The sequence below is a fragment of the Alteromonas sp. AWJ4_197 genome, assembly GCF_056160285.1.
Map to the genome: position 1 here is coordinate 252,662 of NZ_JBSWWW010000006.1, position 13,458 is coordinate 266,119.

Sequence of the window (13,458 nt, forward strand, 5' to 3'; positions counted from 1 at the left end):
CGCTGCCCTTTCTCAGCTCATAGACTATGCTTTCATTCAGATGACAAACACTAAATTTAAAACCTGCAGGCTATCTTGTCCGGTGAGTTTGTGCATATAATGTTAAAATTCAAACAAGCGTTTAACTTTGGAGTGAACCATGCCGCAATATCAGGCGCCACTGGCGGATTTTCAATTTCTGTTGCGGGACTGGCTGAACGTCAGTGACCATTATCAATCGACCGGACTGGAAGATTTCGATTTTGAGCTTGCCAGCGAAGTGCTCACTCAGGGAGCCAGATTTGCAGAAGACGTGGTGGCACCGCTAAACCGCAGCGGTGACGAAGCCGGCTGTACGTTTGCAAATGGTGCAGTAACCACGCCGCAAGGGTTTGCTGCGGCCTATGAAGAGTATGTTGCCAATGGCTGGAACGCCATGCTTGGTCCGGTGGACTACGAAGGTCAGGGATTACCCTACACCATGGCGGTGCCGGTGCATGAAATGCTGAACTCAGCCAACCTGAGCTGGCGCCTGACGACTATGCTGACAGAAAGCGCCGTTCTGGCTGTCAGCCGCCATGCAAGTGAGGATTTAAAAGCCACTTATCTGGCAAAGCTGGTGTCCGGAGAGTGGACCGGAACCATGAACCTGACAGAGCCACAGGCCGGTACCGATCTGGCTTTGCTGAACACTAAAGCTGAGCCGCAGGACGACGGCAGTTATCGCATTACCGGCAGCAAAATATTCATCACCGGCGGCGACCACGACTGGACGTCGAATATTATCCATATGGTGCTGGCACGTTTACCTGATGCGCCGAAAGGTGTGAAGGGGATCAGCCTGTTTCTGGTGCCGAAGTTTATGCCGGACAGTCAGGGAGAACCGGGTGAAGCTAACTCGCTGTCTGTGGGCAGTATTGAACACAAGATGGGGATCAAAGCCAGCCCCACCTGTGTAATGAATTTCGATGGTGCGACAGGCTGGCTGGTTGGCGGTGAAAACCAGGGCCTGGCCTGTATGTTTACCATGATGAATGATGCCCGTTTTCAGGTAGGTCTGCAGGGGCTTGGTGCTGCAGAAGCCTCTTTCCAGGGCGCACTGACATATGCCAGAGAGAGACTGCAAAGCCGCGCGCCACAGGGCGTACAGCAACCGGACGCGAAAGCCGATCCTATTGTATTTCAGCCTGATGTGGCCCGTATGCTGCTCACCCAGAAAACGTTAACAGAAGGCTGCCGCGCTTTATCACTGTTGTATGCAAAGTATATGGATGCGGAGCACTACGGGACAGAGGACGAGAAACTGCACGCCGGTCAGGTTCTGCAATTTCTGACCCCGGTCTGCAAAGCATTCTTCACTGATATGGGGCTGGAAACCACCAGCCTGGGGATCCAGATATTCGGCGGACACGGCTACATCCGGGAATGGGGCATGGAGCAACTGATGCGGGATGTGCGTATAGCCCAGTTATATGAAGGTACCAATGGCATACAGGCGCTGGATTTAATTGGCCGAAAACTGACCCGCGATGGCGGCAACATGCTGAAAGCGACTTACGATGTGTTCGGCGGACTTGTTGACGCTATGACAGATTCAGACGCCAGACAGAATGCGCAGACTCTCCTGAGCAGCTGGATGGATGCATCCACTGCCTGCCTGGACAAAGATCCGGTATTTGTAGCGGCTGCGGCCTGTGATTATCTGGCATACACAGCGTATTCATTAACTGGTCTTTGCTGGTACAGCATGGCAGATAAAGCCGCGCAGGGAGACAATCCCACCTTTGCCGCAGCGAAACAAAAGTGTGCAGATTTTTACGTTGCACGTATCTTGCCACGGCGGGACGCGCATTTGTCAGCCATGTTAAGCGGCGCTGAGAATGTACTTGCCGTCAGTGGCAGTGAGTTTGACTACCGCTAATTATCACTGGCAACAATAGCCACAGATAAAAAAGAAGGGCGCCTGCAATGCAAGGCGCCCTTCTCATTTATATCAAATCAGCAGTATTTATCTGCTGCGTAACAGCGCCCCAAGATTGCGGCGGGCACCGTTGTTCTGCGCGTCTTCCGTCGCACAGCGGCTGCGTGTACATAACGAACGCATTACTGCGATGTCACGGGTATTCACTTTGCCGTCATTATTTAAATCGAAAGCCATGTCGATAGCCTGACGGGCGATGATAGCAAACATGAAACTGCGGATATCATTGTTATCCACGTCTTCGTCGCCGTCCCAGTCACCTGTCACTGCCTGCACATCTGCGTCCAGCTGATAGGTACCGATAACCGGATCATGGTCAGACGCACGGAAGGGCAGCTCGTTCAGGAATGAAGCCGGCTTATATTCTTCGTTATAATCGAAGAACTCCGGTTCATCACTGTTGATGTGCCATTCAGTAACATCCACCAGCATATCGCGGGCAGCGGCGTTGTTGAACATGTAATCCAGCGTACCCACAAGGCCGTCATAGGTATAGCTGTAAGACGCACTGCCTTTCAATTCAGACACGGTGTCGGTAAAACCGGCTTCTGCCAGTACCTGCACAGGATCTTCCTGAGCATAAGCGTTGTAGTCTCCCAGCAGGATCATCGGCGTGTCCTGATAAGTGCTTTGCAACCATTGTGCAATGGCCATGGCGGCACGGGTACGCTTACGGTTACAGAAACCCTGTTCGGTATTACCGTCTTCCTGACAGCTGCTGCTTGAACCTTTCGATTTCAGATGGTTAACATCAACCACAAAGGTTTTACCGCTTTCAGTGTGTGTAAACAGTTGTGACAGCGACGGACGGTTACCGTAGTCTGCAAACAACACGCCTTCCTCATCAGAAGGACTGTTCGCTTCCATCAGAATCTGCGGTGCACCTGAAGGTGTAACCACGGCAGGACGATACAGAATACCTGATGTAATCGCATCGGTGCCTAACTGTTCAACACCGGCATCTACATAGGCGTAAGTGCCTTCACCGAATTCCGCATTCAGCGCATCAACCAGATGAGCCACTGTACTGTCAGCACCGAAACCGTCATTTTCCAGTTCCAGCAGACCCAGTACGTCAGCATCAATGGCTACCAGCGCGTTGACAATTTTCGCCAGCTGGCGCTGATATTCTGCATAGGAATCTGCACCGCGCTCTGTTGGGAAACCACCTTCATTACCGTCACCGTTGAACAGGTTCAGTACGTTGAAGCTGGCAATTTTCAGGTTACCTTCAGATACCACTGGCGCATCTTCACGGTAGTTATCAGCCAGTAAAGACGGCACCTCAACCGGACGGATTCGGTATGCAGAATAGCCATAGTCCATCACGCCGGTTACACCGGTGATCAGGTCGCCGGAACGGATAGTGTTGTAAGGTGTGAAACCACCTGCAGGCAGCATCCACTCTGACGCATAACCGTCTGCATTGTCGTCAATGATCAGCTTGTTCAGCCCGTTGGCTGTCGCCAGGTCTGCCGCTTCCTGAGAACCCGGTGCATACAGTTGTGTAGGGTTGAACAGACGCTCTGTAGACACCCAGATTTCACCGAAGTCAGAATACGGATAGATATTGCTGATCACCCAGTTTTCGTTACTGGTTACCAGCATACCTTCATATTTTTCAAATCCGGAAGCATCTGTCATAGGCAGAGTAATCGCCACTGCAGATACAGAGCCGGAACCACAGGACAGGGCTTCTGAAGAGGCAGTGATCATTGTGCGGCCGTAGTCTTCACCAACCGTACCCGCTAAACGGACAATCTCACCTTCAGTGACAGAGCCGGCCAGAGAAGAGCTGGCAATGAACACACCTTCAGAGGTTGTCTCGTCGCCGTCACTGTCGCTGCTTTCTTCCTGAATCCAGAAACCGTCCAGAGCCGGTGTCACATGGGTCACAATGGCTTCAACAATCACGCTCTGACCTGAAAGTGGTGAGCTGTCACCGCTTCCCTGTACAGCACTGATGTATGTCGCTTCGTCACCGCAAATACCTAATGATGCGTTGCCGCCATCATCATTGCCGGTGCCGTAGAAACCGAGGTAATCGAAGGTATCCTGAGCGTACGCATCCCATTCAACACTGGGGTCGAACGCATCATAGGCATCACTGTCGCCTTCCGTAACAGAAGACTTGCGCACCAGCGTGCGGTTTTGTGTACGCACGTCACCACCAGACCAGTATGAACCGGGGTCTTCTCCGATAACACCAATACTGTCAATGATCACGCCATTGTTACGCAGCACAACAGCATCATCACCGTTGAACTGAACGCTGCCGCTGGTCATGTCTGCCACATTCAGGATTGGATCTTCCGAAGAAGTATGCGCCAGCACAAATACATCACCCGCAGCCAGTGTGCCGGTTAAAGTGAATGTCTGACCGGCAGAGGCCGACCCGTTAAAGTAAATCTGCACATCGTATGTACTCAGGTCGATGTCAGACAATGTCAGGTTAGCAATCTCAACCGCTTTATTATTAGAACCGCCTTCAATGTATTCAGAAAAGAAAAGCTCTGTGGCCGGAGCTACGTAAGAACCCAGCGGGAAAGGCATTGCCGCAGTGGCATTGCTGGTTTCACCGTCAAACACATTGGTACCGGCAACCTGCCAGTCTGCAATGTTAAACGTTGAAGAAGCACTGCCGCCGGTACGGTAAGCCCAGCTGTCCAGATAATCCCAGTCTGTGCCCGTGCCGTCAGTATCACGGTCACCGTAGTAATCTACCAGCGCGCCGTCACAAAAGACTTCAATGGCATCGTCACCGTTGATAGACATAGCACCACTGGTGTAATCCGGTGCAAAACCGAAGAAGTCTGCGAACCCTGTGGCCTCGCTGGCAACATAAATGAATTGGCCGGCCACAGCTGATACCGCAGGGAAAGTGAATTCCTGACCGTCAGAACCGCCACCATTATTCGCGCCGCCGACACCACACACACTGAGATCATCAATGTTCTGCGTTACCAGTAATTCGATACCTTTAGGTGTACCGCCGGATAACGGGCCGTCAAATACACCGGTAAGCATCAGTGCACCGCTGCCGGAAGGTTGTGGTTCCGGATCGGGCTCCGGTTCAGGGTCCGGCTCAGGATCGGGCGCGGTTACATCACCACAGCTGTCTGCATCGTAAAATAAGTCGATCCATTCAGGATGGTCGACAAACGGATTACGGTTGCCCTGATATTCATAGATGGCACTGTGACGACGGGTTTCGTCAGCATCTACCGGGTCAGCATTGCTCCAGGCAATCAGCGTACACAGTTTGCCCAGCGCCGCTTCACCATTTGAGGTGATACGGTCAACCAGTACCAGGTCAGGCGTAACATCGCTGCCGGCGCCTTCATAGCGCATATCCATGTACATCATCATCCGCGCGATGTCGCCTTTTACCTCGTCACGTGGCTCGAAAGAGTCACTGTCGATACGGTTGGCCGGCGCTTCAGAAAGGGCGTTGTCGGAATTGTCGAAATCCAGGTTGCTGCGGCTGCTGTTTACAGTAATGTCAGACGGACGCAGGTGCTGAATATCGGTATAAGCTTCATTTGACGAGCTGCTGAAACCATGACTCTTTGGCCAGCTGTGCTCACGGTTCCAGTAGTCAGGCTGGCTGGAATACTCGCCGGAGCCGTTTTCTGACTTAGGAATCGATTTGCCGGAATAAATCAGAATGATGTTATCCGGATTTGCAGGATCTTCATCGGTTTCCGTTAATGCCGTCCAGACTTCAGAATAAGTCAGTACCCGTTGACCGGAAATGGTTTCACTGAGTACCTGACGGATAACAGAGGTGTCGGAACTGGCATCGATTTCAGCCTGAACCGCCGCGTAGTATGTAGCAGCATCAAATTCACCGGCATCTGCAACTTTGTCCAGATCAGGACAGTTTGTGCAAACACCGCTTAAGTCTTCGTCACCGCCGCCGGTGCCACTGCCATCATCACCGCCGTCATCACCACTGCCGGTGTAATCGTGGCTGCCCAGGCCTGTGAAATCATCCTGAGCCAGACCTTCCCATTCCGACGTATCATAGGCATCAAACGGGTCAGTATCGCCACCGGCAACACTGCTTAAACGTATGAGTGTGTCGTTCGCTGTGGTTACACTGCCGCTGCCCCAGGAAGAACCGGGGTCAACGCCAACCTGGCCAATACTGTCCAGTACGTTACCGCTGCTGTCAGTCAGAACAATGGCGTCATCACCGTTGAACATGGACTGTGAAGTCAGCACATCAGCCAATGCCTTCAAAGTGTCTCCGGCACTTGAACTGGCAATAACTTGTGTACTTTGCGCTGCGATTGAACCTGAAAGTTCAATGTTTGCGCCCGCTGCAGTTTTTCCGTTGAAATAAATGGACAGTGTATAACCAGTCAGTGATACCGCGCTGTCTGTCGGGTTATAGATTTCTATCGCTTTATTAGAGCTACTCCCTTCAACATACTGAGAAATAAGCAGTTCATCGCCAATGGCAGATGCTGATATCCCCAATACGAGAGGAAGCAGGATTGGTGCTTTCATTATTAGTGCTCCTGCTTGTAATTAGAAACTATCCCAAAGTGCAGTTACAGAGTATAAAGAAATTACTACAAAGAAATGACAATTTTTTGGCCAGCAGCGGTACTTTTTTGACCACATGGTCTGTACTGCCTGGAAACAAAGGGATGCAGGAATATCAGAGAAAATTGATGTACAAGGAAGGGGTTGTGCCCTGAGAATTCAGGGCAATGAAGAAAGTTGCGGGATAACGGGTTAGTTTTGCACCAGCGCGCTGGCCATCTCTTCGTTGAACCATTCTTTTATCATGGCTTTCTCGTAACCCAGGTGCGTATTTTGGGTGAAGGTACGGGGGTTATCTAAAAATCCCATATCCTTTAAGTCAACATCTGCACTCTTAACGACTTTGCCCGCTTCGTTAGTGAGGGTGTAGCTGAATTTAATACGCGGAATGTCCACCCGTTTCACAATGCGAACATCGGTGCCGGTAGCATTGCCAAAAACAAAGCTGCTTGGCCACACCTGGCCGGCAAGATCCAGATTTGTCACCGTGATCGCAAGCTTGTCTTTTTCAGGCAGCTTCTCTGCCAGTTTGGCGAAGTATTCGTCCAGCGCTTTAAATGTGCGCTCACGGAACTTCACCCGGCTTTCATTAGCAGGACGTACATCAGTGTACTTCTCCGGCTTTTCCCAGGTAATTTCTGTGGTGGCAGACCATGCCTGTACAGACAGCAGTAAACTGCCGGCGGTCAGAGAAACCAGTGCAGTTCTAATCAATGTGTTCATGCTTTGCATCTCCCCGATAATTTCGGCCGCGTTGCCCGCGGGCGGCGAAAACATTCTCCGGTTATCCGGTGCCTGCTTTGAGTGGATTTACCGCGCCTCTCATGCGAAATCCCGCACGGAGACAATAAGCAGACACTTTGTTAGAGCAGTGATTAAGCAGATTGTTCCGCTAAATCACCATTATTAAAGCATGAAAAGATGAATGGAAGCTGAACCGCGTTCAGTAGTCCATCGCCAGCAGGCCGGTGGTCTCTATTGAGTGGCAAAACTGCGCCAGTTGCGCACCGTGGATATAAGGATTGATGTTGTCTGTACCACAGAATTTCTTATGGAAGATTTGCACACTGTGGCGGCTCGCCATGATGCCGTCCACGTATTCCTGCTGGAAGGGACGAAGCTGGCCCCGTTGTGCTGCACTGATTGTGTGAAGCTCAGCGAGTTCATTTCTGTCCTGCCAGGTAGCCACATAGGCATACCACTGGCCGACCACATCCTGTGCATCTTTGAACATGTACTGGACGAAGGGTAACCGAAGCACAAAGACCAGTACTACAATCTCTGAAACTACCACAAAACTACGCCACATCTGCTTTACTTTTTCCTGTTGTTTTCTGACTACCCCGGCCTGTTCCCCGCCCGGTAATAAATCATTGGTGACAATTAGCCCTGTAGATAATTTAACCGCTTAACGTCAAGTGCAACAGATTTGTTTTCATACTTATTTATGAGGTTTTATAAGCCTGAGTAGTATGCACAGAAAGGGTTTATTTGATCTATATTAAGTGTGGCGGACATACACTTGTTATACTGCCCGCAGTACACTACACACCTGTGCCAGTTAAGGTTGCCTAATGAGCGAACAAATTCAGGTAAAACAAGTATCCACGGTAAAAGTACACCAGCCCGCCGGCGGCGTAAGTCATAAGCGTCAGTCTGCACGCAGTCAGATTTATGTGCGCGCGGTGAAGGGCCCCATCGAAACGTTCCGCCGCCTGTTCGGTTTTATCTTCCTGGGTTTATTCGCCGTGATCCCCTGGATCCGCTATGACGGCCATCAGGCCATTCTTCTCGATATCATGGAGCAGCGGTTTACCATCTTCGGTCTGACTTTATGGCCTCAGGACCTTACCCTGCTAGCGTACATATTTATCGTCGGTGCTTTCGCCCTGTTTTTTGTTACCACATTTGCAGGCCGTGTGTGGTGTGGTTTTATGTGCCCGCAAACTACCTGGGTCTACATGTATATCTGGTGCGAAGAGAAAATTGAAGGTCCCCGTAATAAGCGTATCAAGCTGGATGAAAGGGCCATGGACTTCGACAAGTTCTGGCGCAAAACACTCAAGCACAGCGCGTGGATTGCCATCGCCCTGCTGACCTCACTGACGTTTGTGGGATACTTCACGCCAATCGGACAGTTATTTATCGATTTTTTCACCTTCAATGCCGGCTTCTGGTCAGTATTTTCCATTCTGTTTTTTACCTTCTGTACCTATGGTAATGCCGGATGGATGCGTGAAATCATGTGCACCCACATGTGTCCGTATGCCCGTTTCCAGTCTGCCATGTTTGATAAAGACACCTTCACCGTGTCATACAATTACAACCGTGGTGAAAAACGCGGACCCCGCCCCCGCAAACTCAGTCATGAAGATCTGGCGACAAAACAGTTGGGAGACTGCATAGACTGCAACTTGTGTGTGCAGGTGTGTCCCACCGGTATCGATATCCGTAACGGTCTGCAATACGAATGCATTAACTGCGGCGCCTGCGTGGATGCCTGCAACGGCGTTATGGAGAAAATGAATTATCCGAAGGGACTTATCAGCTTTACCTCTGAGGAAAGGCTGACCGGCGGAACCACTCATATCGTCAGACCCAAACTGATAGGCTACCTGATTGTCCTGCTGCTGATGGTCGGGTTACTGATTGCCGACATTGCCACCCGCACGCCGCTGGAAGTGGATTTAATCCGCGACCGTAATTCTCTGTACAGGGAAAACGGTAAAGGCAACGTGGAAAACGTCTACACCATTAAGATTCTGAATAAATCTCAGGACACCCACACCTATACCATTCAGGTTGAAGGCCTGCCCGATTACAACATTTTGGGTGACACAACCGTGACTGTGGGTGGCGGAGAAGTCTTCAGTATGCCAATATCTCTGGAAACCTCTCCGAAGAACCTCAGCGAGGCGGTAACGGAAATATCATTCCGTGTCCGTACTCAGGACGCTGAGGGCAATGTTGTGGAAGTCAATGAACCAACAAAATTCCTCTACCGGTGAAACACCTCAGGGTGATTTCGCCTTTTCCGGGCTCAGCCCGGATACTGTTTTAGACGCGCTGGAAACCTGTGGCATTTATCCTGAGTCCGGTTTACTGGCGCTGAACAGTTACGAAAACCGCGTATATCAGTTTAAAGCCGAAGACGGTCAGCGCCTGGTGGTCAAATTTTACCGTCCCGGTCGCTGGACAGATGAACAGATCCTCGAAGAACATGCCTTTGCTCTGGAGCTGGCCGGTGCCGATATTCCTCTGGTAGCCCCGCTTACCATCGATGGCAAAACTATGCAGCAGACTTGCGGATTCCGCTTTGCGATATTTCCGTCGGTAGGCGGCAGACAGTTTGAAGTCGACAACCTTGATCAGATTGAATGGATGGGACGCTTCATTGGCCGTATTCACCGTGTGGCTCAGGCCAAACCTTTTGTTCACCGGCCAGAGCTGAATACTCAGAGCTTTCTGGATGCACCAAGAGATGTGCTTACCCGCAGCCGCTTGCTGCCGTCACATCTGGAAACCGCTTTTTTCGCTATTCTCGATCCGCTGATCAAAGAAACCCGCCAGCGCTACCATAATTCAACCCTTATCCGCTTACATGGCGATTGTCACCCCGGCAATATTTTGTGGCGTGATGGTCCCATGTTTGTCGACCTGGACGACTGCCGCAGCGGTCCGGCCATTCAGGATTTGTGGATGATGCTTTGCGGTGACAGGCAGCAACAGATGTTGCAACTTGATGTGCTGGTGGAAGCCTATGAAGAATTCCATTCATTCGATAACAGCCAGCTTACCCTGATAGAACCTCTGCGGGCGATGCGTATGGTGCACTATATGGCATGGCTGTCACAGCGATGGGAAGATCCCGCTTTCCCCCGTGCATTCCCCTGGTTTGCCGAAGACAAATACTGGGAAGGACAAATTCTGGCACTGAAGGAACAGCTGGCAGCCCTGCATGAACCGCCGTTAAAACTGGGTTACTAGCCCTGAGATGTGAGCGACTTGTCGCGTACGCTACCCGGACGGGAATTGCTGTGGTACTCTTTTTTTGTATTTTGGTTTTACGGATTGTTAAACAATGAAAAAAATAGGTTTATTTCTGCTGGCGGCACTGATGATCCCGTTGCAGGCCTGTGCAGATGACGTTAAATGGAAAGAAGGTACGCACTATAAAGTACTGGATGAGCCGGCGACAGCCAAACCGGAAGTGTATGAATTCCATTCATTCTGGTGTGGTCACTGCTACCGCTTCGAGCCGGTTGTAGCTGAAATTAAGAAAGATCTGCCTGCCGGCACCAAGTTCACAAAAATTCACGTAAACTTTATGCCCGGTGCCTCAGAAGAAGCACAGAACGATGCTACCCGAGCCATGATGATTGGCCGTGCAATGAAAGAAGAAGACAAGCTGAACGGCGCAATCTTCAAATACATTCATGAGCAACGTGCCCCGGTGACAAATCTGGCTGATCTGAAAAACCTCTTCGTAGTTAACGATGTTGATCCGGCTGAGTTCGATAAGCTGGCTGCCAGCTTCGGCGTAAACAACATGGTGAAAAAGAACATCAAGTTGCAGGATCAATACCGCGCCTATGTTCGTGGTACGCCATCTTTCATCGTGAATGGCCGTTATCAGGCAACGTTCACCCAGGGCATGACCATGGATGACGTGAAAGACCTGATCGTGTGGTTGTCTACACAGTAAGCTTTTTACAAATCACTTAAAACGCGCCGAACGGCGCGTTTTTTCTTTGCTACACAGGAACCCTTTTATGACAGATATTCAGGCTCAGGCCACTTTTATCCGTGAGCTCGATAATCTCAAAGCCGTGAAACGTCAGGTCCGCCTGCCCTGCGATGGTGACCGACAGGAGAACAGCGCCGAACACAGCTGGCACGTGGCGTTAATGGCATCGGTGCTGGCACCGTACGCAGAACAAAACGTGAATATTCACCGTGTCATACAGATGATTCTTATCCACGATCTGGTTGAAATCGATGCCGGCGATATGTTCGCTTTTGCTGAAGCGGCCGATCATGCTGAGCAGGAAGAAAAAGAATTTGCCGCCGCAGAGCGCATCTTCGGATTACTTCCCAAGGGCCAGGGCGAAACCTTGCTGGCGTTGTGGCACGAGTTTGAAGCTGCAGAAACACCCGACGCTAAATTTGCCAAAGCCATGGACAGAGTATTACCGGTGTTTCAGAACATGGCAGCAGAAGGCGGAAGCTGGGTGCGTCACGGGGTAGCGAAAGAGAAAATTCTTGCCCGCAACGCCCACTTACAACAAGCCGCCCCGGGCTTATGGCGCTATGTGAACGAACAGCTTGATGTGGCCGTTGAGAAGGGATGGCTGAAAAGCGGTGACAAGGCTTAGCCTGTTTGAGCTGAGGGATGTCTGCAAATCGCTCTCACACGATGAGACAAGCACTGTACTTTTCTCTTTACCTTTTTGTCTTCAGGTAAAAGCTCCAGTTTTGTTTGGAACAACAAGAGGGTCGTTTTATGATGGAAGTATAGATACTCGTATGCTGTGCTGGATCCTTGTTAAATTTCTCTGCTGTCATTAAATGTTGTCTGCTGCTTCCACTGTGGTTATTGCTCTGGAGGCTGTCTGTATTTCTGGAGTATGCACCGCACGCGAGTCTCTGGTTTCCTCCTGCAGGACTTACCTTTGCAGCTTTCTTACTCATGGGAAGCAGATCTGCAACGCTTGCTGTATGGCTTGCCTGCATGCTCTCTACATTCTGGGAAAACAGCTTATTTAATACTGCCAGGGATACCGCTGAACTGTTAGCTTCCGGCAGTATCTTCGCTACCCTGCACACGTTCCTGTATGGTGGAGGCGCGTTACTGCTTAAGCGCCAGATGGCGCTTTCAGCGTCTTTTAACTTAGTCACTCTTGTGACCAGATTTTTGCTGATTGCCGCTGTCAGCAGTCTGATTCTGGCGGCAAGCGGGTTGGCTCTGATTTATTCTTACGATGGCGTTGACAGCCTGATTGCCTGGTGGATTGGGGATATGACGGGTGTTGTAGTTATGACCCCGATATTTGCCGGTATAGTCACCCGTTTATTTCCACGTTACTCATTCATGCCGGAAATTAATTTTTATGATCGCCCGAAAGCCCTTTCGACGTTTATCTGGAAACTGGTACTGACAGGTCTGCTATTAAGCATAATTTTAGTCACGGCAGAATGGCTTAACTCAGAGGAGATAGCATGCTTCATTTTCTTTCTCGCTATTCCTGTCACCTGGATTGTATTTACTGAGACGCCATTCAGAGCCAGTATCAGCCTGGCTGCAGTGAGTGTTTTGACTGCGGCAATAGTGGCGGTTATTGGTGTAGACACGCAGGCCTATATTTACCAGTTCGGCATCAATGTCATCGCCTGTAGTGCTTACTTTACTATGTGCGTCCCTGCACTGGCAGCGGACAACCGGGCACTGTTTGAAAAAGTACATATAGATTATCTGACGCAGGCCTTAAACCGTGAACACTTCACGGCTCTGGCTGAACAGCAGCTGAAATACGCAGCCCGTTACGACAAGCCGGTCAGCCTGATTGTTTTTGATGTGGACAAGTTCAAAGTGATTAACGACACCTACGGGCACTCTGTGGGTGACAATGTACTCAGAGAGATTGCTATTTGTGTGCGTCAAAAATTACGCAAAAGTGATGTGTTCGGGCGGTTTGGCGGAGACGAATTTGTTTTACTTTTACCCCGGACAAATGTACACAGGGCCAGACAGGTTGCCGCTACGTTAAGAGAAAACATCTCACAACTTTCGTTTACTGGTTTTGAGTTTACTGCCACTTGTAGCTTCGGTGTCGCTGAAGCAACTACAGGCGCTCCATTTGGGCAGGCATTTGATGAGGCTGACAGAGCACTTTACGATGCAAAAAAAGCCGGCCGGAATCGCATCATATAAGGTTCCGCCGCAT

Annotated in this window: 9 protein-coding genes; 6 read left to right on the forward strand and 3 right to left on the reverse strand. The window is 50.5% G+C overall.

The window, feature by feature from the left end; all coding sequences use genetic code 11:
• Nucleotides 1–139 precede the first annotated feature (139 nt).
• Nucleotides 140–1,900 carry an acyl-CoA dehydrogenase family protein gene (locus ACXAGC_RS14965; protein WP_474845066.1) on the forward strand — a complete coding sequence of 587 codons (1,761 nt, stop codon included), beginning with the start codon at nucleotides 140–142 and terminating at the stop codon, nucleotides 1,898–1,900.
• Between the two features lie 87 nt (nucleotides 1,901–1,987).
• Here the strand turns inward: ACXAGC_RS14965 and ACXAGC_RS14970 are convergent, their stop codons facing one another.
• From ACXAGC_RS14970 to ACXAGC_RS14980, 3 genes are all read right to left on the reverse strand, one after another.
• Nucleotides 1,988–6,475, reverse strand: a complete 4,488-nt coding sequence (locus ACXAGC_RS14970; RefSeq protein WP_474845068.1) for an ExeM/NucH family extracellular endonuclease — start codon at nucleotides 6,473–6,475, stop codon at nucleotides 1,988–1,990.
• A gap of 231 nt (nucleotides 6,476–6,706) precedes the next feature.
• Entirely contained in the window at nucleotides 6,707–7,237 is a 531-nt protein-coding gene (locus tag ACXAGC_RS14975; RefSeq protein WP_474845070.1) for a DUF3016 domain-containing protein, read from the reverse strand.
• Between the two features lie 220 nt (nucleotides 7,238–7,457).
• A complete protein-coding gene (locus tag ACXAGC_RS14980; RefSeq protein WP_474845072.1) occupies nucleotides 7,458–7,823 on the reverse strand; it encodes a hypothetical protein in 366 nt (121 codons plus the stop codon).
• Between the two features lie 265 nt (nucleotides 7,824–8,088).
• Here ACXAGC_RS14980 and ccoG point away from each other — a divergent pair, with 265 nt between their 5' ends.
• The 5 genes from ccoG to ACXAGC_RS15005 all read left to right on the forward strand — a co-directional run bounded on the left by ccoG (nucleotide 8,089) and on the right by ACXAGC_RS15005 (nucleotide 13,445).
• Entirely contained in the window at nucleotides 8,089–9,522 is a 1,434-nt protein-coding gene (ccoG, locus tag ACXAGC_RS14985; protein ID WP_119500071.1) for a cytochrome c oxidase accessory protein CcoG, read from the forward strand.
• Entirely contained in the window at nucleotides 9,494–10,501 is a 1,008-nt protein-coding gene (locus ACXAGC_RS14990; protein WP_474845075.1) for a serine/threonine protein kinase, read from the forward strand. Before ccoG ends, ACXAGC_RS14990 begins: the two co-directional genes overlap by 29 nt.
• Nucleotides 10,502–10,595: 94 nt before the next feature.
• Complete coding sequence (locus ACXAGC_RS14995; protein WP_119500069.1) at nucleotides 10,596–11,219, forward strand: thiol:disulfide interchange protein DsbA/DsbL; 624 nt, start codon at nucleotides 10,596–10,598, stop codon at nucleotides 11,217–11,219.
• 67 nt (nucleotides 11,220–11,286) lie between these two features.
• The gene (locus ACXAGC_RS15000) at nucleotides 11,287–11,889 is read left to right on the forward strand and encodes an HD domain-containing protein (RefSeq protein ID WP_474845077.1); all 603 of its coding nucleotides are present in this window, start codon (nucleotides 11,287–11,289) and stop codon (nucleotides 11,887–11,889) included.
• A 167-nt stretch (nucleotides 11,890–12,056) separates the two neighbouring features.
• Nucleotides 12,057–13,445 carry a sensor domain-containing diguanylate cyclase gene (locus ACXAGC_RS15005; protein ID WP_474845079.1) on the forward strand — a complete coding sequence of 463 codons (1,389 nt, stop codon included), beginning with the start codon at nucleotides 12,057–12,059 and terminating at the stop codon, nucleotides 13,443–13,445.
• Nucleotides 13,446–13,458: the final 13 nt, after the last annotated feature.